Below are 22,433 nucleotides of genomic sequence, written 5' to 3' on the forward strand. Positions count from 1 at the left end.
CCCTCAGGCCGACAGGTCTTGCTCCGCGGTACGCAGCCGCCGCAGCGCCTCGCGCACCTGCGCCCCGTTGGTGGTCTGCCAGAACGGCGGCAGCGAGGCTCGCAGGTAGCCGCCGTAGCCGGCGGTGACCATGCGCGAGTCGAGCACCGCGACCACCCCGCGGTCGGTGACGCGGCGCAACAGACGGCCGGAACCCTGCGCCAGCAGTAGCGCCGCGTGGTTGGCCGCGACCGCCATGAAGCCGTTGCCGCCCCGCGCGGCGACCGCCCGCTGGCGCGCCCCCAGCAGGGGGTCGTCCGGGCGGGGGAACGGGATGCGGTCGATCAGCACCAGCGACAGCGATGGCCCGGGCACATCGACGCCCTGCCACAGGGACAGGGTGCCGAACAGTGACGTCTGCGGCTCCGCGCTGAACTGCTCGACCAGCGCGGAAGTGCTGTCGTCGCCCTGGCACAACACCGGTGTCGAGAGCCGTTCTCGCATGGCCTCGGCGGCCGCGCGGGCCGCCCGCATCGACGAGAACAGCCCCAGGGTGCGCCCGTCGGCGGCGGTGATGAGCTCGGCGATCTCGGCCAGCTGCTCGGCCGAACCGACGCCGTCGCGCCCGGGCGGCGGCAGGTGCGCGGCCACGTACAGGATGCCCGCCTTGGCGTGCTGAAACGGCGATCCCACGTCGAGGCCGCGCCAGCGCGCGTCGCCGCCGTCGTCGTCGCTCGCGGGAGCGGTCAGACCCCACGCCGCGGCCATGGCGTCGAACGAGCCGCCGATCGTCAGCGTCGCCGACGTCAGCACCACGGTCGACCGCGAGAACACGCGCTGACGCAGCAGGCCGGCGACCGACAGCGGAGCCACCCGCAACACTGGGCGCGGTGAACCCCGGTTCTCCTCGTGTTCCAGCCACACCACGTCGGTGCGGTCGGGGATGGCCGGTCCGAAGGACGCGAGCACCCGCGACGCGGTCTCCGAAATCTCGCTGAGCGCGGCGACAGCTTCGGCGCGCGCCGACGCCGCCTTGGCGTCGTTCGTGGTGTCGATCGCCGAGCGCGCCGCGGTCGCGACGTCCCGCAGCGCGGCGAGGTAGGTCGCCATGTCCTCGTCGAGGCGGTCGATGCGCCCCGGCGTGCCGTCGTGGATGGCGGCGGCGAAGTTGGCCGTCGTCGCGTCGAGGCGCTGGACCAGTTCCGGGCTCACCAACCGGCTGATCCGCCGCGAGGCGACCCCGAGCGCGGCCGACGTCAGCTCCGCGGTGGCCACCGAGGTCACCCGGTCCACCAACTCGTGCGCCTCGTCGACCACCAGCAGCGCGTGCTCGGGCAGCACCGCGGATTCGGACACCGCGTCGATGGCTAGCAGCGCGTGGTTGGTGACCACGACGTCGGCGCGGCCGGCCAGGCCCCTGGCCCGCTCGGAGAAGCACTCGGTGCCGAACGGGCAGCGGGCCACCCCGAGGCATTCCCGCGCGGAAACGCTGACCTGAGACCAGGATCGGTCGGGGACGCCCGGCTTCAAGTCGTCGCGGTCGCCGGATTCGGTGGTCGACGCCCACTCGGTGAGCCGTTGCACGTCGCGGCCCAGGGCGCTGACCGCCATGGGGTTGAAGAGTTCCTCCTGCGGCCGCCCGTCGGGGTCCTCGCCCTCGGCCGCCCCGCCGTTGTGAATCTTGTTGAGGCACAGGTAGTTTCGTCGTCCCTTGAGTAAGGCGAACTGCGGGCGGCGCGGCAGCGCGTCGGCCAGGGCATCGATGAGCCGGGGCAGATCGCGGTCGACGAGCTGGCGCTGCAGGGCGATGGTGGCCGTCGACACGACGACGGGGGAGTCGTCGCCGAGGGCCTGCACGATCGCGGGCACCAGATAGGCGAGCGACTTGCCGGTGCCGGTGCCGGCCTGCACGACGAGGTGCTCGTCGGTGGCGAAGGCCCGCGCGACCGCGGCGGCCATCTCCTGCTGGCCGCTGCGTTCACTGCCGCCGAGCGCGGCCACGGCGGTGGCCAGCAGCTCGGGCACGGACACGTCGGACGTGGTCACTCCCTTGGTCAGGCCCGGATCTGCGTCGTCGTGACCGCGGGTTCGCCGTGTGACAAGTTCAAACCCTCCCACGGCAGACTGCGCAGCCCGGAAGCTACCAGCTCGCGCGCCGCCGCGAGGTTCGGTTTGGACACCAGCTCGCCACCGCGGACCAGCGGGACGGTCAACACCCGGGCCGGTTCACCGACGTCGGGCTGACGGCCGGCCGGATACAGGATCTCCTCGGTGATGGTGCCGGAGCTGCGCGAGGTGCGCAGCGCCTCTTTGTGTCCGCCGTGGGATTCCTTGTGGCTGCTGCGCTTCTGCACCGCCAGGCCGTCCACTTCGACGAGTTTGTACACCATGTTCGCCGTCGGGGCGCCCGAGCCCGTCACCAGCGACGTGCCGACGCCGTAACTGTCCACGGGCTCGGCGGCCAATGCGGCGATGGAGAACTCGTCGAGGTCACCGGAGACCACGATGCGGGTCCGGGTGGCGCCCAGCTCGTCGAGCTGCCGGCGCACCTGGCGGGCCAGCACGCCCAACTCGCCGGAGTCGATGCGCACCGCGCCGAGCCCGGTGGCGGCGGCGGCCACCGCGTTGGCCACGCCGGCCGTCACGTCATAGGTGTCCACCAGCAGGGTGGTGTCGACGCCGAGCGCCTCGACCTGCGCCCGGAAGGCCGCCAATTCGGTCGATGCCGCGGGGGTGTCGGCGCGGGCGTGCAGCATGGTGAACGCGTGCGCGGAGGTGCCCTCGGCCGGTATTCCGTAGCAGCGCTCAGCCTCCAGGTTGGAGGACGCGGCGAAGCCGGCGATGTAGGCGGCGCGGGCGGCGGCGACCGCCGCCTGCTCGTGGGTGCGCCGTGACCCCATCTCGATCAGCGGGCGCCCCCTGGCCGCGCTCACCATCCGCGCGGCGGCCGAGGCGACGGCGGTGTCGTGGTTGAAAATGGACAGCGCCAGCGTTTCGAGCACCACGCATTCGGCGAACGTCCCGCTCACCGACAGCACCGGCGATCCCGGAAAGTACAGCTCGCCTTCGGCGTAGCCGTCGATATCGCCGCCGAACCGAAAATCGCGCAAGTACCGCAACGTATCTGGATCGAGGAATTGGCCGAGCGACTGGCAGGCCTCGTCATCGAAGGTGAACTGCGGCAGCGCCTCGAGCAGCCGTCCGGTTCCGGCGACCACGCCGTAGCGACGGCCCTCGGGAAGGCGGCGGGCGAAAAGTTCGAAGGTGGTGCGCCGATTGGCGCTGCCGTCCCGCAGCGCCGCCGCCAGCATCGTCAACTCGTACTTGTCGGTCAGCAGCCCCGTGACGACCGGGTCGTTCATTCCATAACGGTATCGGCTGCCCGCTGGGCTCGGTAACGTCGTCCATCCCTCGGTATCGTGGAGGCCATGGTTGTTATGTCAGCGCCCACTAAGCCGGGCACTACAGGACAACGCGAGTCCGCTCCGGTCGAGGTGACGGCGAGTCCCTGGGTCACGATCGTCTGGGATGACCCGGTCAACTTGATGACCTACGTGACATACGTGTTCCAGAAGTTGTTCGGCTACAGCGAGCCGCATGCCACCAAGCTGATGCTGCAGGTGCACAACGAAGGAAAGGCCGTGGTGTCCGCCGGTAGCCGGGAGTCCATGGAAGTCGATGTGTCCAAGCTGCACGCCGCCGGTTTGTGGGCGACGCTGCAGCAGGACCGCTGACGCTCGAGGCGCTGGCGATTCCCTGTGCGCAAATGGAAGCGCGTCGAGACCGCGGACGGTCCCCATTTCCGGTCGGCCCTGGCGTCCCACGAGGCGGCCCTGCTCAAGAACCTGGCAACCGCGATGATCGGTCTGCTCGATGAGCGTGAATCCTCTTCGCCGGCAGACGAACTCGAGGAGATCACCGGCATCAAGACCGGCAACGCCGAACCGCCGAAGGACCCGACCCTGCGCCGGCTGCTGCCCGACTTCTACCGTGACGACGACCAGGACACCGCGCCTCCCGATGCCGCGGAGAGCCTGAACGCCGCGCTGCGCAGCCTGCACGAGCCGGGCATCGTCGAGGCCAAACGCGTTGCGGCACAGCGGTTGCTGAGCACCGTCCCCGAGGACGGCGGCAAGTTCGAGCTGAGCGAGGACGACGCAAACTGTTGGATCGGGGCCGTCAACGATATCCGGCTGACGTTGGGCGTCATGCTCGAGGTCGGACCGGAGGGCCCCGAGCAGTTGCCGGCCGATCATCCACTGGCCGTGCACTACGACGTCTATCAGTGGCTGACCGTCCTGCAGGAGTACCTGGTGTTGGTGCTCATGGGGTCCCGGTGACCGCGATGGGCGCCATCACCGACGTCGGGGGGATCCGCGTCGGCCACTACCAACGCTTGGATCCCGACGCCGCATTGGGTGTGGGCTGGGCCTGCGGCGTCACCGTGGTGCTCCCTCCACCGGGGACCGTCGGCGCGGTCGATTGCCGCGGCGGTGCGCCCGGCACCCGGGAGACCGACCTGCTGGACCCCGCCAACACCGTGCGGTTCGTGGACGCGGTGCTGCTCGCCGGGGGCAGCGCCTACGGCCTGGCCGCCGCCGACGGCGTCATGCGCTGGCTCGAAGAACAGGAACGCGGCGTCGCGATGGGTGAGGGCGTGGTGCCCATCGTGCCGGCAGCGGTGATCTTCGATCTGCCGGTCGGCGGCTGGCAGTGCCGCCCGAGCGACGAGTTCGGCTACCTGGCCTGTGCGGCCGCCGAGCAAGGCGCGGCGATGACCGTCGGGAACGTCGGCGCTGGGGTGGGCGCCCGGGCGGGAGCGCTCAAGGGCGGTGTCGGGACCACCTCGACGACGCTGCCCAGCGGCGTGACCGTCGGCGCGGTGGCCGTGGTGAACTGCGCGGGCGAGGTTCTCGACCGGGCGACCGGCTTGCCGTGGATGGCGGACTTGGCCGAGGCGTTCGGGCTCCAGCCGCCGCCGCCCGAGCAGATCGACGCGCTCGCCCAGCTGCCGTCGCCGTCGGACCCGATGGACAACCCCCTCAACACCGTCATCGCGGTGATCGCCACCGACGCCGCCCTGAGCCCGGCGGCGTGCCGGCGGGTGGCCATCTCAGCCCACGACGGCCTGGCCCGCAGCATCCGGCCGGCGCACACGCCGGTCGACGGGGACACGGTGTTCGTCCTGGCCACCGGGGCGGTCGAGGTCGATCCCCCGTCGGCCGGTTCGAAACCGGTGCCGGCCGCGTTCTCCCCGGAAACGCGGCTCGTCACCGAGGTCGGTGTCGCGGCGGCCGATTGCCTGGCGCAAGCGGTGCTCGGCGGTGTGCTGGCCGCCGAATCGATCGCGGGGATACCGAGCTACCGCGACGTGCTGCCCGGCGCGTTCGGCCGGTGAGGAATCCGCCTGCCACGCCGGTAGCCTTGACCATGCTGGAAACGCGCTGGAAGGGCAGCTATGGGTAAGACCGCGCCGAGGGCACCCGCCGCCCAGGCGAAAACGCGGTCCACGCCGATCGTGGGCGCCGCCACGATCCTCACCTTCGTCGTGTTGCTGTACCTCGTCGAGCTGATCGACCAGATGTCCCGGCATTCGCTGGACGCCAACGGCATTCGGCCGCTGGAGGTCGACGGCCTGTGGGGCATCGTCTTCTCCCCGCTCTTGCACGCGAGCTGGGAACATCTGATGGCCAACACGGTGCCGCTGCTCGTGCTGGGATTCCTCATGACGCTGGCCGGGCTGTCCCGGTTCGTGTGGGCGACCGCCATCGTGTGGATCCTGGGCGGTTTCGGCACCTGGCTCATCGGCGACGTCGGCAGCAGCTGCGGCCCCACCGACCACATCGGGGCTTCCGGCCTGATTTTCGGCTGGCTCGCCTTCCTGCTGGTGTTCGGGATATTTGTCCGCCGGGTGTCCAGCATCATCATCGGGCTGGTCGTGATGTTCGCCTACGGCGGCGTCCTGTTCGGCGCCATGCCGGTCCTCGGAGTCTGCGGTGGCGTGTCCTGGCAGGGGCATTTGTGCGGGGCGATCGCCGGCGTCGTGGCCGCCTATTGGCTGTCCGCCCCGGAACGCAAGGCCCGGACCGGAAGGACGGCCGGCACCGCGTCGCCGCGCCCCAAGACATGAGCGGCCCACTGGCTCCCGTCGGGGTCTTCGACTCCGGTGTCGGGGGACTCACCGTCGCGCGGGCGATCATCGACCAGCTGCCCGACGAGGACATCATCTACGTCGGCGACACCGGCCACGGGCCCTACGGCCCGCTGAGCATCCCCGACGTTCGGGCGCACGCGTTGGCCATCGGCGACGACCTCGTCGGCCGCGGCGTCAAGGCGTTGGTCATCGCCTGCAACACGGCATCCGCGGCCTGCCTGCGCGACGCTCGCGAACGCTACGACGTGCCCGTCGTCGAGGTGATCCTGCCCGCGGTGCGCCGCGCCGCCGCCACCACGCGCAACGGACGCATCGGCGTCATCGGCACCCAGGCGACCATCAACTCGCACGCTTACCAGGACGCGTTCGCCGCCGCCCGCGACACCGAGATCACCGCGGTGGCCTGCCCCCGGTTCGTCGACTTCGTCGAGCGCGGCGTGACGAGCGGGCGTCAGGTGCTCGGGCTGGCCGAGGGCTACCTGGAGCCGCTGCAGCGCGCGCAGGTCGACACGCTGGTGCTCGGATGCACGCACTACCCACTGCTGTCGGGCCTCATCCAGCTGGCGATGGGTGAGCACGTGACGCTGGTGTCCAGTGCGGAGGAAACCGCCAAGGAAGTCCTTCGGGTGCTCACCGAGCGGGATCTGCTTCGCCCTCATGACGTGTCGCCCGCGACTCGGGTCTTCGAAGCCACCGGCGACCCCGAGGCATTCACGACATTGGCGGCCCGCTTCCTCGGTCCCGCCGTCTCCGGAGTACGGCCTGTTCAACAGGTGCGCATTGACTGACGGCCGGGCGAGATTCTCGTCACACCAATGCGGCCATGTTTTCGTCATGGTCCCGTCGGGCATGGCACAGTAGTGTCCGTGCGAATAACCGTGCTCGGCTGCTCGGGCAGCGTGGTGGGTCCGGATTCGCCTGCGTCGGGTTATCTGCTCCGGGCACCGGACACGCCGCCGTTGGTCATCGACTTCGGCGGGGGTGTTCTCGGCGCACTGCAGCGCTACGCCGACCCCGGTTCCGTGCACGTGTTGTTGTCGCATTTGCACGCCGATCACTGTCTGGATTTGCCCGGATTGTTCGTGTGGCGGCGCTATCACCCGACGCGCCCGCTCGGGAAGGCGTTGCTGTACGGCCCCGGCGACACCTGGTCGCGGCTGGGTGCGGCGTCCTCACCCTACGGCGGTGAGATCGACGATTGTTCGGACATCTTCGACGTTCGCCACTGGGTCGACGGCGAGCCGGTGACGGTCGGGGCGCTGACGGTGACGCCGCGCGTGGTGGCTCATCCGACCGAGTCCTACGGATTGCGCATCACCGATTCGTCGGGCGCATCGTTCGTCTACAGCGGTGACACCGGCGCCTGCGATCAGCTCGTCGAGCTGGCGCGCGACGCCGACGTCTTTCTCTGCGAGGCGTCCTGGACGCATTCGGCGGACCGGCCGCCCGCGCTGCATCTGTCGGGGACCGAGGCGGGGCGGGCCGCGGCCGAGGCCGGCGTTCGCGAACTGCTGCTGACGCACATCCCGCCGTGGACCTCGCGTGAGGACGTGATCAGTGAGGCCAAGGCCGAGTTCGACGGTCCCGTGCATGCGGTGGTGTGCGGTGAGACGTTCGATATCCGCCGCTCCGAGAGGGTCTGAGTACTCCACGTTAGGGTTGCGTCGTGACGAGACGAGAAGACGGCCGCCTTGACGACGAGCTTCGGCCCGTCGTCATCACCCGCGGTTTCACCGAGCACCCCGCCGGTTCGGTACTGATCGAATTCGGCCAGACCAAGGTCATGTGCACCGCCAGCGTGACCGAGGGTGTGCCGCGCTGGCGCAAGGGTTCGGGTCTGGGGTGGCTGACCGCGGAGTACGCGATGTTGCCGTCGGCGACCCATACGCGCTCGGACCGCGAATCGGTGAAGGGGCGGCTGTCGGGGCGGACCCAGGAGATCAGCCGGCTGATCGGGCGGTCGCTGCGGGCGTGCATCGACCTGGCGGCGTTGGGGGAGAACACAATTGCCGTCGACTGTGACGTGTTGCAGGCCGACGGGGGTACCCGCACCGCGGCCATCACGGGTGCGTTCGTGGCGCTGGCCGATGCGGTGACGTATCTCGGGGCGGCGGGCAAGCTGTCCGATCCCCGACCGTTGTCGTGCGCCATCGCGGCGGTCAGCGTCGGAGTGGTCGACGGCCGGGTCCGGGTGGATCTGCCCTATGAGGAGGACGCCCGCGCCGAGGTGGACATGAACGTCGTCGCCACCGACACCGGGACCCTCGTCGAGGTCCAGGGGACCGGCGAGGGGGCGACCTTCCCGCGTTCGACGTTGGACAAGCTGCTCGACGTGGCGTTGGCCGCCTGCGACAAGTTGTTCGCCGCCCAGCGCGAGGCATTGGCGCAGCCGTACCCCGGTGAGCTCCCCGAGGGAGCTCCGGCGCCGAAGGCGTTCGGCAGCTGACCGTGCCCGATGGTGACGACCCGCCGCGCCCGTCACGCCTACTGGTCGCCAGCCGCAACACGAAGAAGCTGGTCGAGTTGCGCCGGGTGCTCGACGCCGCCGGCCTGACGGGCTTGACGTTGGTGTCGCTCGACGATGTGGCCCCGTTCGAGGAGGCGCCGGAGACGGGCGCGATCTTCGAGGAGAACGCGTTGGCCAAGGCGCGTGACGCGTTCACCGCGAGCGGGTTGCCCAGTGTGGCAGACGATTCCGGGCTGGAGGTGGCCGCGCTCAACGGCATGCCCGGAGTGCTGTCGGCGCGCTGGTCGGGCAACCACGGCGACGACGCCGGCAACACCGCCTTGCTGCTGGCGCAAATGCGCGACGTGCCCGATGAACGGCGCGGCGCGGCGTTCGTGTCCGCCTGCGCGCTGGTGTCGGGGGCCGGTGAGGTCGTCGTGCGCGGCGAATGGCCCGGCAGCATCGCCCGGGAACCGCGCGGCGACGGCGGTTTCGGGTATGACCCGGTTTTCGTGCCCGACGGGTGCGAGCGCACGGCGGCCGAGCTCAGCCCGAGTGAGAAGGACGCGGTCTCGCATCGCGGTCGCGCGCTGCGGCTGCTGTTGCCGTCGCTCGAGACGCTGGCCCGGTCCGAGGGCTGAATCCCCGGTCCCTTGCGAGGCATGGGCCACACGGGTCACGGGTGCGGCCTACAAGCCGAAGCGGGCTTTGACCTCTCGGGTTTGGAAGTGCTCGACGATGATCCCGAGCAGCGGGATGGTCCCCGACAGCAGCACGCCGACCGTCTTACCGATCGGCCAGCGCACCTTGATCGCCAGGTTGAACGCGGTCAGCACGTAGATGAAATACACCCAGCCGTGGACCACTTCGATCCACCGGATCTCGTGGTCGAAAACCAGGTGCGAGACGATCTCGTAGCACAGCGCGATGAGCCACAGACCCGTCGTCCAGGCCATGATCCGGTAGCCGAGCAAGGCGGTGCGGATCTTGTCGGCGGGCACTGCGGGCACTGATCCGCCGGGCGTCTGCGGAGTGGTCATGCGGTTGTCCTCTTTTGTTTTTCGGCGTCTTGCGCGGCGAGCTCGGCCAGGTAGTTGTTGTACTCCCGCAGCGCCGGGTCGTCGGGCGGCTGGGGCGTGCGCGTGGGTCGCTCGGGCAGCAGCCCGGCGGGTATCTCCGTCATGGCGTCGTTGCTGCGCGGCTGTGGTGGTTCCTCTTCGTAGCGCACGAATTTGCGGTACGCGTACACACAGAACCAGGCGAACAGCGGCCACTGCAGCGCGTAGCCGAGGTTCTGAAACGAGCCGGAGACGGATTGGAACCTGGTCCACTGCCACCAGCCCAGGGCCAGGCAGCCGCACGCCGCGACGATCACCAGCGCGATCAGCGCGGGTCTGCGACGGTGTGTAGTGGACACCTCTTGACCGTACCGCGCGCCAGTAAGCGCCCGTCGCCAATAAGTTGGCCATGTCACAAGCGATACGATCGGCAAGCCGCGGGCGTGGCGAAATTGGCAGACGCGATGGTTTTAGGTGCCATTGCTCGAAAGAGCTTGAGGGTTCGAGTCCCTCCGCCCGCACTGATGTTTATGCAGTTCAGGTGGTGTTTTCGGCTCCATCCTGGCCAGCCGTGGTCACACTATGAGCACACTTCAAACGCGCGTGGTCGCTGTGGCAAACACCGTCTTGGCGCTCGCCTTCGGCGCGTACCGCGCCTGCAGGTTCTCGGCGCCGTGGTGGTGAACCGAGCTGAGAATTGAGTAGATCGTCCCGACGGACCTTAGACCTACTTCATGAGCAACAAACCTAAGTCCCGAAGCCGCTTGCGGTACCCACAAAGGAAACAAGAAGTCCCCAAATCGCCCAGGTCAGGTCGAGTGCTTGTCGGCTGTCGAGGTTCCGGTCGAATGTCTGGATCTGAGTGGCCGTGTGTGCCTTCATGTTTCGCTCTAACTCCGTCACGGTATCTTTGACCCCATCGATATCCAGCCTCAATTTGGTGATATTGATCGCCATCTCCGATGCCTCGCCGGTTCTGTCGTTCACGTACTGAACAAGGCGTTTGACCTGCTCGTCGAGGCTCTGGGTGATGTCGATGATGTGCGCCGGCGGCGTTTGCGTGACACCCACGCGCCCAAACTTTGCCGTTGACTGGATAGTTGGACAGTGATCGTTTGGGGCAGGCGCAAGAGCCGTCCCCAGAACATCTTGATCCCGTTGACAATTCGCACCGAGACGGATTGGGCATACGTTGCTCGGACATAGGCGCGGAGCAAACCATAGAAAGCGACCAGCGCCCCCATCGCCTGGATTTCGACGGCGATGTTTTTCCGGCTGAGTAAGCAATGTCGGACAAAGAGCCAATGTGCATTCCACCCGATGGCGGCGCTGCCGGTGTGTTGCCCAACCAACACGGTGGCCGCAAGTATTGCGGCGACGCTACACAGCGCTTTGAGCAACAAACGGGCATCATCACGTCCCATGCGGATTTTTGCTCAATTCGCCTTGCGGCGAATCACATTGCCCGCCGCCCAGCCTGGCCCCGGCTGCGGCTCGCCTTCGAAGAAAATCGTGAACGTCCAACGGCCTGCGTCATCGCGGTCGATCCGCCACGACCGCGACGAACCGTCCCGGACGCGCTCGATTGTTACCCATTGATCATTGAACACGTCAAACAGGCAGTCGCCTACTTGCACGGCAGAGGCCGGAACAATCGCGCGGTCGGATTCGGGAACATCGTGGATGTGCACCGGGGGCTTGGCGGTCATGCCTGGCGACGCTAGCGCCGGATAGTGGGCATACGGAAGTGGTATGCCACCGGCGTGTCTCGCAACACTTCGCGCACCCGGTCCAGCGCGGCCACTATGGCAGCGTTATCGGGTCACGCCCGAGCCGATCCTCGTACCATGTGGCGGCGGGGGCAGGATCGAATTCATGACCCTGCAACGCGGCGGCTTCAATAGTTGTCCACGGTTGATTTGACGCCGACACGTCGGCGTCTGTCCCACGCCGACGAAAACACCCTAGCGTTGCGTTGAGCCAGGGTGTCTAGTCACCACGCACCAAGTCTGAGCGCCGCGCTGTCCCCGAATTGGTGAGTTCTGGTTTATGAGGGGATTGCGCGGGCACTACGATTCGGCGAGTTCCTTGACTCGTGGATCGACCTCGCGGCCCGTCTTTTCACTGGCAGCTACCGCCGCCTGCGCGGCGGCCTTGCGCACGTCGAGGCTGCGTTGCTCGGTTCGGGGGCCGTTATCCGATGTGTGTTCCGTTGTCATCTTCATCCCCTTCACGTCCCGCCCAATGCCGTCTGCTCCGCGATGATCTGAATGATCTCGGAATCGTCTTTAGTCGCCAGTTTAGAAGCCGCCAGCTTAGAGAGCATCTTCCAGCCAACTACGGCTTCGTCATACTCAGTGGTGAACGTACGCTCAAATGCCCACTGTGTGCGCCTCCACCACTCACTGCGCCTGTCGGCCTGATTCTTCTGTTGCCACGTGACGATGACGCCGATGGTCGCTAAGCCCCCGACGATCAGCGTCACCCATGCTTGCGCGGGCATCTGTCCACTATCGCAGATCGGACCCAGCTACGTTGCACGTCGCGAGCAATCACACTCGTGAGCACATTTTGAGCACAACTTCAGCGGAGTTGCACATAACTCATTTGAACCCATCTGACCCTAAAGAGCAGGTCAGTTCGGACTTGAGCGATTGAACAGGATAGCTGAATAGGGTTCGAGTCCCTCCGCCCGCACAGATCTTCAACGCCCGTCAGCAGCGGACGCGCCTCAGTCCTCCACGAAGCGGGCGCGAACCTCCGGCGACGGCAGCGGACAGCTGTCGTACTTCCCGAAAGCCCGGTAGCGGATCGCGGCGAACCTGTCGTAGAGCCAGTCGCGCAGGGGAGCCGGCAGGATGCGGGCGACCGTTAGCACCCGCCATGCCCCGCCGAGGTAATCCGCGACGCGTAGCGCGGCTTCGGATCGGACAGCCACCCGTTCCGACGGCTGGCCGGGGTCGTCGACGAACACCATCGAGTCGACGTTGCCGATCTCCGGGTGCCGCTCGACGATCGCCTTGGCGAACACGCTCTGCAGGGCCGCAAACCGCAGCGGACCGGCGGCATCGAAACGGATTATCGTGCGGACCGATCGATTGCAAAACCCGCAGACACCGTCGTACAGCAGGACCGGGGCCACTGACTCGCCGCTCTCACCGCTCATACTTCCCAGGTTACTGACCGCCGCGCAGCGTGGACAGCGACCGAGGTTGACCTATGGTAAGGCAACCCTTAGTTTGTGGGGGTAACGTACCGAGTCGTGACCGGCTGGCCGGTGATCCGCGGCGGGGTGCCGCCCGCGCGGGATCGTGGCAGGCGTCGAATCCACAGTGTGTGCGGTCCTCACCGGCCGCATCGATCCGCGGCCTCGTGGCGGTGATCCCGCCGGATCGTCAGATCGCCGCCGCGGCGCGGAGCGCCGCGAGAAAGGACCGCTAATGGCACGCGGATTCTCCGGTGTGATGTTGCGCAGCTTCGGCGCGCGCGATCACACCGCGACGGTGATCGAAACCGTCCGAATCGCACCGCACTTCGTCCGCGTGCGCATGACGTCGCCGACGCTGTTCGAGGACGTCGATGCCGAACCCGCCGCCTGGCTGCGGTTCTGGTTCCCGGATCCGGACGGATCGAAAACGGAGTTCCAGCGCGCCTACACGATTTCGGAAGCGGACGTTGCGGCCGGCCGCTTCGCGGTCGACATCGTGCTGCACGATCCCGCGGGTCCGGCGTCGCAGTGGGCGCGCACCGTGCAGCCCGGCGCCACCATCGCCGTCATGGCGCTGATGGGTTCGTCGCGGTTCGACATGCCCGACGAGCAGCCGGCCGGATATCTGCTCATCGGCGACTCGGCTTCCATCCCCGGAATGAACGGCATCATCGGCGTCGTCCCCGACGACGTCCCGATCGAGATGTACCTCGAACAGCACGACGACAACGACACACTGATCCCGATCGCGCCGCACCCCCGTCTGCGACTGCATTGGGTCGCCCGTCATGACGAGAAATCCCTTGCCGCGGCGATCGAAAGCCGGGACTGGTCCGACTGGTATGCGTGGGCGACGCCGGAGGCCACGACCCTGAAGCAGGTGCGGACCCGGCTGCGCGACGAATTCGGATTCCCCAAATCCGAGGTGCACGCTCAGGCCTACTGGAGCGCCGGGCGCGCGATGGGCACCCGCCGCGGCGACGAGGCCGAGGGATCCGAAAGCGTCGCACCCGCCGTCTCTGCGGAAGAGGTTGCGGCGCAGCTGGAGTCGGCTCAACGGGTCCCGGAGACGACGCCCGCCCCGGTGTCCCGCGGGAACTGGCGCGCCCAGGCGGCCGGCCGATTGCTCGCGCCGCTGCGTTCGGCGTTGATCCTGTCCGGTGTGTTGCAGGCGGTGATCACGCTGGTGCAGCTGGCGCCGTTCGTGCTGCTGGTGGAGCTGGCCCGGCTCCTGGTATCCGGGGCGCCCGCGTCGCGGCTATGGAACGTGGGCATCGCCGCGGTGTCGTTGCTGGGCCTGGGGGCGTTGCTGGGCGCGGCCCTCACCCTGTGGCTCCATCTGGTCGACGCGCGCTTCGCCCGCGATTTGCGTACGGGATTGTTGCGCAAGCTGTCTCGGCTCCCGCTGGGCTGGTTCACCGCACGCGGATCGGGGTCCATCAAGCAGCTGCTGCAGGACGACACGCTGTCCCTGCACTACCTGGTCACCCACGCCATCCCGGACGCCGTCGCCGCGGCCGTCGCGCCGGTTGCGGTGCTGGTCTACCTGTTCGTCGTCGACTGGCGGGTGGCGCTGGTGCTGTTTGCGCCCGTCCTGGTTTACCTGGTGCTGACGTCGTCGCTCACGATTCAGTCGGGTCCGCGCATCCCGCAGTCGCAGCGCTGGGCGGAGACGATGAGCGGCGAGGCCGGCGCCTACCTGGAGGGCCAGCCGGTGATCCGCGTCTTCGGCGGGGCCGCGGCATCGAGTTTCCGGCGGCGCCTGGACGAGTACGTCGGCTTCCTGGTCGCCTGGCAGCGCCCGCTGGCCGGCAAAAAGACGTTCATGGATCTGGTCACCCGCCCGTCGACGTTCCTGTGGCTCATCGCGGCCACCGGCACCCTGCTGGTGGTCGGGGGGCGGATGGATCCGGTGAACCTGCTGCCATTCTTGTTGCTGGGAACCACCTTCGGCGCACGCCTGCTCGGGATCGCCTACGGCCTCGGCGGCATCCGCGCCGGCATGTTGGCCGCCCGGCGCCTGCAGAACACGCTCGACGAACCCGAACTCGCCGTGCGCGATCACGGCGAACCCGCGGGGGAGTCGTCGAAGGCGGTCGTGTTCGACGACGTCAGTTTCGGCTATCGCCCCGGCGTTCCCGTGATCCACGACGTGTCGCTGACCCTGCGCCCCGGCACCGTCACCGCACTCGTCGGCCGGTCGGGATCCGGCAAGTCGACGCTGGCCGCCTTGCTGGCCCGGTTCCACGACGTCGACGGGGGCTCGATACGCGTTGGGGGACAAGACATTCGGTCGATGACCGCCGACCAGCTCTACGCCCAGGTCGGTTTCGTGCTACAGGAGACGCAGTTGGTGCACGGCACCGTGGCGGAAAACATCGCGCTGGCCGCACCCGATGCCACCGCCGCGCAGATCGAACGGGCGGCGCGCGAGGCGCAGATCCACGACCGCATCATGCGCCTGCCGGACGGCTACGACACCATGCTGGGCGCCGGCACCGGCCTGTCCGGCGGGGAGCGCCAGCGCCTCACCATCGCCCGTGCGATCCTGGCCGATACCGAGATTCTCATCCTCGACGAGGCCACCGCGTTCGCCGATCCGGAGTCGGAATACCTTGTGCAGCAAGCGCTCAACCGTTTGACCCAGAACCGCACCGTACTGGTGATCGCGCACCGGCTGCACACCATCACCCGGGCCCACCAGATCGTCGTGCTCGACCACGGCCGCATCGTCGAGCGCGGCACCCACGACGAGTTGCTGGCCGCCGACGGCCGGTACCGGCGGCTGTGGGAGGGCGGCCGCCGCGACCGGGTGGCCGCCGGCGCGGCCGGGGAGGGTGCCCGATGATCCGCACGTGGTTGAGCCTGGTCCCGGCGGATCGCCGCAACCGGGTCGTCGCCTACACGGTGCTGGCGTTGATCTCCGTGGTGGTGCGGGCGGTCGCCACCGTGCTGCTGGTCCCCCTGGTGGGCGCGTTGTTCAGCGACACCCCGCAGCGCGCGATGGTGTGGCTGGGCTGGCTGACCGCCGCCACCGCGCTCGGCTGGGTGATCGACACCGCGACGGCGCGTATCGGCTTCAACCTGGGCTTCGCGGTGCTGGACCACAGCCAGCATGACGTGGCCGACCGACTGCCCGGCGTTCGGCTGGACTGGTTCACCGCCGAGCACACCGCGACCGCGCGGCAGGCGATCGCGGCGACCGGCCCCGAACTCGTCGGCCTCGTCGTCAACCTGCTCACGCCGTTGATCTCGGCCGTGTTGCTGCCCGCCGCCATCGCGGTGGTCCTGCTGCCGGTCTCCTGGCAACTGGGCCTGGCCGCCCTGGGCGGACTGCCGCTGATGTTGGGCGCGCTGTGGGCGTCGGCCCGCCTGGCGCGTCGCGCCGATTCCGCTGCGGCCGAGTCCAATAGCGCGCTCACCGAGCGGATCATCGAGTTCGCCCGGACCCAGCAGGCGTTGCGCGCCGCGCGGCGCGTCGAACCGGCCAGGAGCATGGTCGGCGACGCGCTGGCCGCCCAACACGGCGCGACCATGCGGCTGCTCTCCATGCAGGTCCCGGGTCAGCTGCTGTTCAGCCTCGCCAGCCAGCTGGCTTTGATCCTGCTGGCCGGGGCGACCACCGCGCTGACGGTGAACGGAACGCTGTCGGTGGCCGAGGCCATCGCACTGATCGTCGTCATCGTGCGCTACCTCGAGCCGTTCACCACGATCAGCGAGCTGGCGCCGGCGCTGGAGAGCACCCGCGCCACGCTCGACAACATCCGCTCGGTGCTCACCGCGCCGCTGATGAACGCCGGCGCCGCGACGCTGCCGGGCGCCACGTCGCCGCGTATCGAGTTCGACGACGTGACGTTCGGGTACCCAGCTTTCGGTGGCGCCACCGACCTGGTGCTCGACGGGGTGAGTTTCTGGTTGGAGCCGGGAAGCACGACGGCGATCGTCGGACCGTCCGGATCGGGCAAGAGCACCATCCTGGCGCTGATCGCCGGGCTGCACGAGCCCACCCGCGGCCGGGTGCTGATCGACGGTGTCGACGCGGCGACGCTGGACGCCGACGCCCGGCGCGCGGCAAGCAGCGTCGTGTTCCAGCATCCCTACCTTTTCCACGGGTCGATCCGCGACAACGTGTTCGCCGGGGACCCGGGCGCCGGCGATGACCGGTTCGCGCGGGCGGTGGCGCTCGCCCGCGTCGACGAGCTCGTCGCACGCCTGCCCGACGGCGCCGACAGCGTCGTCGGTGAAGCCGGCTCGGCACTCTCAGGCGGTGAACGCCAACGCGTCAGCATCGCCCGCGCGCTGCTCAAACCCGCGCCGATACTGCTGGTGGACGAGGCGACCAGCGCTTTGGACACCGAGAACGAAGCCGCCGTGGTCGACGCGCTGACCGCCGACCCGCAATCGCGCACCCAGGTGATCGTCGCGCACCGGTTGGCCAGCATCCGTCACGCCGACCGCGTCCTGTTTCTCGACAGCGGCCAGGTGGTCGAGGACGGCACGGTCGACGAATTGCTTGCTGCGGGCGGGCGTTTCGACGAATTCTGGCGCCAGCAGCACGAGGCCGCCGAATGGCGCATTCTGGCCGACTAAATCACCGCGGTTGACCGCAAATCTTGCGGTATGCCTTACAGTTGGTCAGTCGAACCGAGCTGTCCCCGTACAGGAGGCGTGCCGCCTATGAGTGCTGTGCTGTCGTCGATACCGCGTTACCCCGGCGACGTGACCCCGGCATGGTTGTCGGCCGCGCTCAGTGGGCGCGGCGCGCCCGTCGAGGTCGCCGAGGTGGACGTGGTCGCGATCGGCACGGGACAGACCGGGGCGACCTACCGGGTGACCGCCCGCTATGCGACGGATCCCGGTGACCTTCCGCAGACCTTTGTGATCAAACTCCCGGCCCAGGACGACACCGTGCGCGACAGGGTGGTCATCGGCTACCGCAGCGAATGCGCGTTCTACTCCTCGGTGGCGGATTGGGTGCAGGTGCCGACCCCGCGGTGCTTCTACTCCGAGATCACCGAGGATGCAATGGATTTCGCCCTGCTGCTCGCCGATCAGGCGCCGGCGGTGCAGGGCGATCAGCTCATCGGCTGCGGTGAAGCCGAAGCGCGGCTGGCGGTGAACGCGCTGGCCGGCCTGCACGCGCCGACCTGGTGTGACCCCGCCTGGCTCGATTTCCCCGGCATCGCGTTCGGGCGCCCGGATGAGTCCGGCGCGGCCGGCATGGGCGAAGTGGCGAAGATGAGCGCCGACATCACGCTGGAGAAGCTGGGCGCTCGCATGAGCGCCGAGGATCGCGAGACCTTCAGCGCGGCCATGGGAGTGATCACACCCTGGCTGCTGTCCGAGTACGACCGGTTCGCCCTGCTGCACGGCGACTACCGCCTGGACAACCTGCTGTTCGACCCGGATCGGACCAGGGTCAGCGTGGTCGACTGGCAGACACTCGGTGTCGGCCTGCCCACACGCGATCTCGCGTACTTCACCGCGACGAGCCTCAATTCGCAGCTGCGAGCCGCCATCGAGGAGGAGCTGGTCGCCGACTACCATCGCGCGCTGACGGCCGGCGGTGTCAGCGACTACGACCGCGAAACATGTTGGCGCGATTACCGGCTCGGGGTTCTGCAGGCGCCGCTGATCTCGGCGCTGGGGTTTGCGTTCGCCGCCGCGACCGAGCGTGGCGACGACATGGTGCTGGCCATGCTCAGTCGCGGCTGTCAGGCGATCCGCGAGCTGGGCACGCTCGAATTAATCGAGCACTGATCGCCGGGTTGCCTCCTGAGCCAGCTGCATCCGCGACGTGAGCCCGAGTTTCGCGTAGACGTGGTCAGGTGCGTCTGTACGGTGCGCGGGGAAATGAAGAGGCGTTCGCCGATGTCCTTGTTGCCCAGTCCCTCGCCGACGAGGCGGACGACATCGCGCTCGGTCGGGGTCAGCGAGTCCCAACCGCTGGGCGGGCGTTTGCGTTCACCCCGCCCGCGGCGGGCGTAGGCGATCGCCTCGTCGGTGGACAGAGCGGCTCCTGCGGTCCAGGCGTCATCGAACTCCTTGTCCGTCAAGGCGTCGCGGGCCTTTTCCACCGACGCCTGGTAGTCGGCGTCGTACACCCGGAAGCGGACTATCCCGGTGCGCTCGCGGACGGCGTGCGCCGCGCCGAGAAGCCGCGTCGCTTCCGGGTGGCTGCCGGCGTCTCCGGCCACCCGGGCGAGGCACTCCAATAGGTCGGGAACGAACAAGTGGGCCTGCGTGTCCGCGGCGCGGGTCAGCGCGTCATGGAGATCGCGTTCGGCTCGCCCGGGCTCGTTTTCCGCCAGGGCCACGCGCGCCCGAGTGAGCAGCGCCTGCACCGTGAACCAGCCCACCCCCGTCGCGACGTCTTCCTCGGCGAAGCGACGCGCGGCCGTCAGATCGCCCCGGGCGAGCGCGGCCTGTGCCGAGGGTTTGTTGGCAGGGCTCGCCAGCGGCAAGCCGGCGAACCGCTCGCGCGCCGCATCGCTGGCATCGGTGGCCGCGCCCACGTCGCCACCGGCGAGCGCTGCGAACGCCAGCGCCGCGTAGACGACACCTTCCTGGTAGCGGCCGATCCCCGCGGCGTCGTCGAGCGCCTCCAGCGCAAGCGCCCGCCCCACGTCCGCCTGTCCGCTGTGGGCCAGCACGTGGCCCAGGGCCGCGCGGGCATTGACCTGCCAGATCAGGGCGTGTGCCGCATCCGCTTCGATCATCAATTCGCGATGCCCCGCTTCGGCCCCCGCGACGTCGCCCCGCACCCATTGCACGCCGGTGAGACACCACCGGCATGCGCGCGAGTAGCCCCGGTCGCCGGCCTCGTCGGCGAGGTCACGGCCTTCCGTCGCTGCCGCCGCGGCGGCGTCCAGATCCCCGCCGCCGAGCAGGGCGGCGAGCGCCTGGCTGTAGAGGAGCTGGCTCAGCCTCCACCGGTCGCCCATCGCTCGGGTCAGGTTTTCCGCCTCCGATAAGTAGGGCCGGGCCAGTTCGGCGTCCAAGGCGGCGAGGCGTCCGCATGCGGTGAGGGTCCGCGCCAATAGCGCCGGATCGTCGAGCTCGCGCGCGATGGCCAGCGAACGCTGCGCGCGGGCAAAGCCTTCCGCGTCGCGCATGTTGTCCAGGAATGCCTTGTCGGCCAGCGCCCGCGCGATCGCGTGGAGAGCCACGTCGGCGCCCGGACGCTCCGCGTCGGCAAGACCCGCGTCGAGCCAGTCCGATCCCTCCCGGAGGCCGCCCCGGGTGAGCCACAGCGGCTGCAGCGACGTCGCCAGCTGCAATGCGCTGTCGGTGTCGGAGTTCTCCCGGCTCCACGCGAAGGCGGCACGCAGATTGTCGATTTCGGTCTGCGCTCGATCGAGCAGGGGCTCCAGGCCGATGTCCCCCGGAACGTCGAGCGCCGTCGCCAGCGCGGTGAAATGGTCACGGTGCCGTTGCCGCACAGCGATGACTTCCGGGGATTCGCTGAGCTTTTCCTGCGCATACTGGCGAATCGTCTCCAGCAATCGGTATCGCATTGGGCCGCCGGCGGATTCGGCCGTCACCAGCGACTTGTCGATGAGCAGCGCCAGCACATCCAGCACCTGGTGCTGGGCCAGGCCTTTGTCACAGACCACCTTTCGGCAGGCGTCGAGGTCGAACCCGCCCATGAACACGCCGAGCCGGCGGAACAAGATCCGCTCCGGCTCGGTCAACAGCGCGTGCGACCAGTCCACCGAGGCGCGCAGCGTCTGCTGGCGGCGCACCGCCGTCCGCGATCCGCCGGTCAGCAAGCGGAACCGGTCCTGCAGGCCGGCGAGAATCTCGTTGGGCGACAACGCGCGTACGCGTGCCGCGGCCAACTCGATCGCCAGCGGCATGCCGTCGAGGCGGCGGCAGATTTCTTGCACGGCGGCCGCGTTGCCGTCCTCGAGGTTGAAGCCCGGGCGCGCGTGCCCGGCGCGGTCGGCGAACAGCCGCGCGGCGTCGTCGTCGAACGACAGGGACGGCACCCGCCACGTCACCTCGCCGCTCACCCCGATCGGCTCGCGGCTCGTCGCCAGCACCGTCAACCGCGGGCAGGCGCCCAGCAGCGCACCGGTCAGCGCGGCGCTGGCGTCCAGCAGGTGCTCACAGTTGTCGAGCACCACCAGCATGCGCCGGTCGCCGATGAACTGCAGCAGGCTTTTCTCCGGGGATCGCCCGGGCTGATCCGGTAGCCCCAACGCCCGGGCGGTGGTGAGCGACACCAGGTCGGGGTCGGTGAGCGGAGCCAGGTCCACATACCAGATTCCGTCGGCGTAGTCCCCGGCGACACTGGCGGCGACCTGAACGGCCAGCCGGGTCTTGCCCGCGCCGCCGGCGCCGGTCAGCGTCACGAACCTGTTCTGCGCGAGCATGTCTCGCACCTCGCGCATTTCGGCTTCGCGCCCCACAAAGCTGGTCAGTTGCGCGGGAAGGCGTTGAGAGACAACAGATTCGCGTTTCCGAAGCGGCGGAAACTCGTTGCACAGGTCGGGATGGCACAGTTGCACCACCCGCTCCGGGCGCGGCAGATCTCGCAGCGCATGGGTTCCGAGGTCGGTCAACCAGGCGTCGTCGGCGAGCGTGTCGGCGACCAGATCGCCGGTGGTGCCCGACAACACCGTCTGGCCGCCATGCGCGAGCTCGCGGAGTCGCGCCGTGCGGTTGATGGCCGGCCCCACATAGTTGTTCTCGTCGCGCAGCTGAACCTCGCCGGTATGCACACCGATCCGCAGTCGCAACGGTGCCAATGGCGCCCGTTGCAACGCGAGCGCGCACGCCACCGCGTCGGACGCGCGGCTGAACGCGATGACGAAGCTGTCGCCCTCACCCTGCTCGACCGGGCGGATTCCGCGATGGGCCCCGACCAACTCGGCCAGCGTTTGATCCAGATTGGCGATCGCCGCGGTCATCTCCTGCGGCTGGGAGTCCCACAGCTGCGTCGAGCCCTGGACGTCGGCCAGCAGCAGCGTCACGGTGCCGGTCGGCAGGGGCTCGTTCATCGCTTCGCCTACGCCCAGGTCGCTCCACTCGATCTCGCTCATGTTAGCCAGCATGGGCCGGGCGCACGCCGCAAAACATCGGCGGATGCGCGTAGATTTCCGGCGGTTTACAGATCGCCGGTGAAGTCGGCGCTCAGCCAGCGGTCGGGCCGGATGGTGAAGAGCACCTCCTCGACGCCTTCCATGCTTTGGACGAACGCCCGCCCGCCTTCTTCGCCGAGGTAGCGAACGGCGATGGCTTCCTGCAGATCGGCCGGGGCCGGCTTGGTGGTCTCGACCACCGCGCCCTCGACCACCACGTACTGGTACGGCGGCTCCTCGCGCTGGACGACGAGCGTCACCACCCCCGCCCGCTCGATGAGCCGCGCCTTGCGGCTGGACGCGCCGGTCATGATCCGGACGTTGCCGCCGGGCGTGTAGTCGTACCAGATCGGGACGCTAGCCGGCGGCCGGCCATCGGTGGCCGCGACGGACAGGACGCCGACGTGCTTGGCGGCCAGGAACTCCTGACGTTCGGTCTCGGTGAAGGCTTTCATGTGGCGTGAAAGCGCGGATGCTCCGCGATCTATTCCCGCCGCGCTGG

Annotated in this window: 21 protein-coding genes, 1 tRNA gene and 1 pseudogene; 12 read left to right on the top strand and 11 right to left on the bottom strand. The window is 68.8% G+C overall.

Features of this window, described 5'->3' with window-relative positions; all coding sequences use genetic code 11:
* Positions 1–3 precede the first annotated feature (3 nt).
* Both JF781_RS02060 and JF781_RS02065 read right to left on the bottom strand, forming a co-directional pair.
* Positions 4–2,025 (bottom strand): ATP-dependent DNA helicase, encoded by a 2,022-nt coding sequence (locus JF781_RS02060; RefSeq protein ID WP_374109656.1) that lies wholly within the window; start codon positions 2,023–2,025, stop codon positions 4–6.
* An 8-nt stretch (positions 2,026–2,033) separates the two neighbouring features.
* Entirely contained in the window at positions 2,034–3,341 is a 1,308-nt protein-coding gene (locus JF781_RS02065; RefSeq protein ID WP_225326687.1) for a nicotinate phosphoribosyltransferase, read from the bottom strand.
* 66 nt (positions 3,342–3,407) lie between these two features.
* Here JF781_RS02065 and clpS point away from each other — a divergent pair, with 66 nt between their 5' ends.
* The 8 genes from clpS (at position 3,408) to rdgB (ending at position 9,220) form a co-directional block, all read left to right on the top strand.
* Entirely contained in the window at positions 3,408–3,713 is a 306-nt protein-coding gene (clpS, locus tag JF781_RS02070; RefSeq protein ID WP_055404466.1) for an ATP-dependent Clp protease adapter ClpS, read from the top strand.
* A gap of 24 nt (positions 3,714–3,737) precedes the next feature.
* Positions 3,738–4,319 carry a DUF2017 domain-containing protein gene (locus JF781_RS02075; protein ID WP_225326686.1) on the top strand — a complete coding sequence of 194 codons (582 nt, stop codon included), beginning with the start codon at positions 3,738–3,740 and terminating at the stop codon, positions 4,317–4,319.
* A gap of 5 nt (positions 4,320–4,324) precedes the next feature.
* A complete protein-coding gene (locus JF781_RS02080) occupies positions 4,325–5,377 on the top strand; it encodes a P1 family peptidase (RefSeq protein ID WP_225326753.1) in 1,053 nt (350 codons plus the stop codon).
* Between the two features lie 60 nt (positions 5,378–5,437).
* Entirely contained in the window at positions 5,438–6,109 is a 672-nt protein-coding gene (locus tag JF781_RS02085) for a rhomboid family intramembrane serine protease (protein WP_225326685.1), read from the top strand.
* A complete protein-coding gene (gene murI, locus JF781_RS02090) occupies positions 6,106–6,921 on the top strand; it encodes a glutamate racemase (RefSeq protein ID WP_225326684.1) in 816 nt (271 codons plus the stop codon). Before JF781_RS02085 ends, murI begins: the two co-directional genes overlap by 4 nt.
* Before the next feature lie 72 nt (positions 6,922–6,993).
* Complete coding sequence (locus JF781_RS02095; protein WP_225326683.1) at positions 6,994–7,776, top strand: cyclic nucleotide-degrading phosphodiesterase; 783 nt, start codon at positions 6,994–6,996, stop codon at positions 7,774–7,776.
* 23 nt (positions 7,777–7,799) lie between these two features.
* Complete coding sequence (rph, locus tag JF781_RS02100; RefSeq protein ID WP_225326682.1) at positions 7,800–8,579, top strand: ribonuclease PH; 780 nt, start codon at positions 7,800–7,802, stop codon at positions 8,577–8,579.
* Between the two features lie 2 nt (positions 8,580–8,581).
* Positions 8,582–9,220 carry an RdgB/HAM1 family non-canonical purine NTP pyrophosphatase gene (rdgB, locus tag JF781_RS02105; RefSeq protein WP_225326681.1) on the top strand — a complete coding sequence of 213 codons (639 nt, stop codon included), beginning with the start codon at positions 8,582–8,584 and terminating at the stop codon, positions 9,218–9,220.
* 48 nt (positions 9,221–9,268) lie between these two features.
* On the opposite strand, the gene JF781_RS02110 is transcribed toward rdgB, so the two are convergent.
* Together JF781_RS02110 and JF781_RS02115 are read right to left on the bottom strand one after the other, a co-directional pair.
* Entirely contained in the window at positions 9,269–9,619 is a 351-nt protein-coding gene (locus JF781_RS02110; RefSeq protein ID WP_225326680.1) for a DUF3817 domain-containing protein, read from the bottom strand.
* Positions 9,616–9,996 carry a hypothetical protein gene (locus JF781_RS02115; RefSeq protein ID WP_225326679.1) on the bottom strand — a complete coding sequence of 127 codons (381 nt, stop codon included), beginning with the start codon at positions 9,994–9,996 and terminating at the stop codon, positions 9,616–9,618. Before JF781_RS02115 ends, JF781_RS02110 begins: the two co-directional genes overlap by 4 nt.
* 78 nt (positions 9,997–10,074) lie before the next feature.
* Between JF781_RS02115 and JF781_RS02120 the strand changes: the two genes are divergently transcribed.
* Positions 10,075–10,158: transfer RNA gene (locus JF781_RS02120), tRNA-Leu, on the top strand.
* Between the two features lie 226 nt (positions 10,159–10,384).
* On the opposite strand, the gene JF781_RS02125 is transcribed toward JF781_RS02120, so the two are convergent.
* From JF781_RS02125 to JF781_RS02145, 5 genes are all read right to left on the bottom strand, one after another.
* Positions 10,385–10,708 carry a hypothetical protein gene (locus tag JF781_RS02125; RefSeq protein WP_225326678.1) on the bottom strand — a complete coding sequence of 108 codons (324 nt, stop codon included), beginning with the start codon at positions 10,706–10,708 and terminating at the stop codon, positions 10,385–10,387.
* A gap of 365 nt (positions 10,709–11,073) precedes the next feature.
* On the bottom strand, positions 11,074–11,346 hold the full coding sequence (locus JF781_RS02130; protein ID WP_225326677.1) for a hypothetical protein: 273 nt from the start codon (positions 11,344–11,346) through the stop codon (positions 11,074–11,076).
* 360 nt (positions 11,347–11,706) lie between these two features.
* Complete coding sequence (locus JF781_RS02135; protein ID WP_225326676.1) at positions 11,707–11,856, bottom strand: hypothetical protein; 150 nt, start codon at positions 11,854–11,856, stop codon at positions 11,707–11,709.
* Positions 11,857–11,867: 11 nt separating this feature from the next.
* On the bottom strand, positions 11,868–12,140 hold the full coding sequence (locus JF781_RS02140; protein ID WP_225326675.1) for a hypothetical protein: 273 nt from the start codon (positions 12,138–12,140) through the stop codon (positions 11,868–11,870).
* Positions 12,141–12,368: 228 nt separating this feature from the next.
* A complete protein-coding gene (locus JF781_RS02145) occupies positions 12,369–12,803 on the bottom strand; it encodes a thiol-disulfide oxidoreductase DCC family protein (RefSeq protein WP_225326674.1) in 435 nt (144 codons plus the stop codon).
* A gap of 274 nt (positions 12,804–13,077) precedes the next feature.
* On the opposite strand from JF781_RS02145, the gene JF781_RS02150 reads away from it, so the two are divergent.
* The 3 genes from JF781_RS02150 to JF781_RS02160 all read left to right on the top strand — a co-directional run bounded on the left by JF781_RS02150 (position 13,078) and on the right by JF781_RS02160 (position 18,605).
* Positions 13,078–15,693, top strand: coding sequence for an ABC transporter ATP-binding protein/permease (locus tag JF781_RS02150; protein WP_225326673.1), 2,616 nt, complete (start codon positions 13,078–13,080; stop codon positions 15,691–15,693).
* The gene (locus tag JF781_RS02155) at positions 15,690–17,435 is read left to right on the top strand and encodes an ABC transporter ATP-binding protein (RefSeq protein ID WP_225326672.1); all 1,746 of its coding nucleotides are present in this window, start codon (positions 15,690–15,692) and stop codon (positions 17,433–17,435) included. The genes JF781_RS02150 and JF781_RS02155 overlap by 4 nt, the downstream gene beginning before the upstream one ends.
* Before the next feature lie 87 nt (positions 17,436–17,522).
* Positions 17,523–18,605, top strand: a complete 1,083-nt coding sequence (locus JF781_RS02160) for a phosphotransferase family protein (protein WP_225326671.1) — start codon at positions 17,523–17,525, stop codon at positions 18,603–18,605.
* On the opposite strand, the pseudogene JF781_RS02165 reads toward JF781_RS02160, so the two are convergent.
* Both JF781_RS02165 and JF781_RS02170 read right to left on the bottom strand, forming a co-directional pair.
* Positions 18,591–21,850, bottom strand: a pseudogene (locus JF781_RS02165) (LuxR C-terminal-related transcriptional regulator). The gene JF781_RS02160 and the pseudogene JF781_RS02165 overlap by 15 nt on opposite strands.
* Positions 21,851–21,957: 107 nt before the next feature.
* Entirely contained in the window at positions 21,958–22,386 is a 429-nt protein-coding gene (locus tag JF781_RS02170; protein WP_225326670.1) for a pyridoxamine 5'-phosphate oxidase family protein, read from the bottom strand.
* Positions 22,387–22,433: the final 47 nt, after the last annotated feature.

It is taken from the genome of Mycobacterium sp. WUMAC-067 (genome assembly GCF_020217485.1).
GTDB lineage: Bacteria > Actinomycetota > Actinomycetes > Mycobacteriales > Mycobacteriaceae > Mycobacterium.

Excerpts from the sequence above, each read along its gene's own strand:
- JF781_RS02065 (WP_225326687.1), bottom strand. The coding sequence starts at position 3,341 with ATGAACGACCCGGTCGTCACGGGGCTGCTGACCGACAAGTACGAGTTG.
- JF781_RS02080 (WP_225326753.1), top strand. The coding sequence starts at position 4,325 with ATGGGCGCCATCACCGACGTCGGGGGGATCCGCGTCGGCCACTACCAA.
- JF781_RS02130 (WP_225326677.1), bottom strand. The coding sequence starts at position 11,346 with ATGACCGCCAAGCCCCCGGTGCACATCCACGATGTTCCCGAATCCGAC.
- clpS (WP_055404466.1), top strand. The coding sequence starts at position 3,408 with ATGGTTGTTATGTCAGCGCCCACTAAGCCGGGCACTACAGGACAACGC.
- JF781_RS02160 (WP_225326671.1), top strand. The coding sequence starts at position 17,523 with ATGAGTGCTGTGCTGTCGTCGATACCGCGTTACCCCGGCGACGTGACC.
- JF781_RS02155 (WP_225326672.1), top strand. The coding sequence starts at position 15,690 with ATGATCCGCACGTGGTTGAGCCTGGTCCCGGCGGATCGCCGCAACCGG.
- murI (WP_225326684.1), top strand. The coding sequence starts at position 6,106 with ATGAGCGGCCCACTGGCTCCCGTCGGGGTCTTCGACTCCGGTGTCGGG.
- JF781_RS02085 (WP_225326685.1), top strand. The coding sequence starts at position 5,438 with ATGGGTAAGACCGCGCCGAGGGCACCCGCCGCCCAGGCGAAAACGCGG.
- JF781_RS02150 (WP_225326673.1), top strand. The coding sequence starts at position 13,078 with ATGGCACGCGGATTCTCCGGTGTGATGTTGCGCAGCTTCGGCGCGCGC.
- JF781_RS02110 (WP_225326680.1), bottom strand. The coding sequence starts at position 9,619 with ATGACCACTCCGCAGACGCCCGGCGGATCAGTGCCCGCAGTGCCCGCC.
- JF781_RS02140 (WP_225326675.1), bottom strand. The coding sequence starts at position 12,140 with ATGCCCGCGCAAGCATGGGTGACGCTGATCGTCGGGGGCTTAGCGACC.
- JF781_RS02145 (WP_225326674.1), bottom strand. The coding sequence starts at position 12,803 with ATGAGCGGTGAGAGCGGCGAGTCAGTGGCCCCGGTCCTGCTGTACGAC.
- JF781_RS02170 (WP_225326670.1), bottom strand. The coding sequence starts at position 22,386 with ATGAAAGCCTTCACCGAGACCGAACGTCAGGAGTTCCTGGCCGCCAAG.
- JF781_RS02135 (WP_225326676.1), bottom strand. The coding sequence starts at position 11,856 with ATGACAACGGAACACACATCGGATAACGGCCCCCGAACCGAGCAACGC.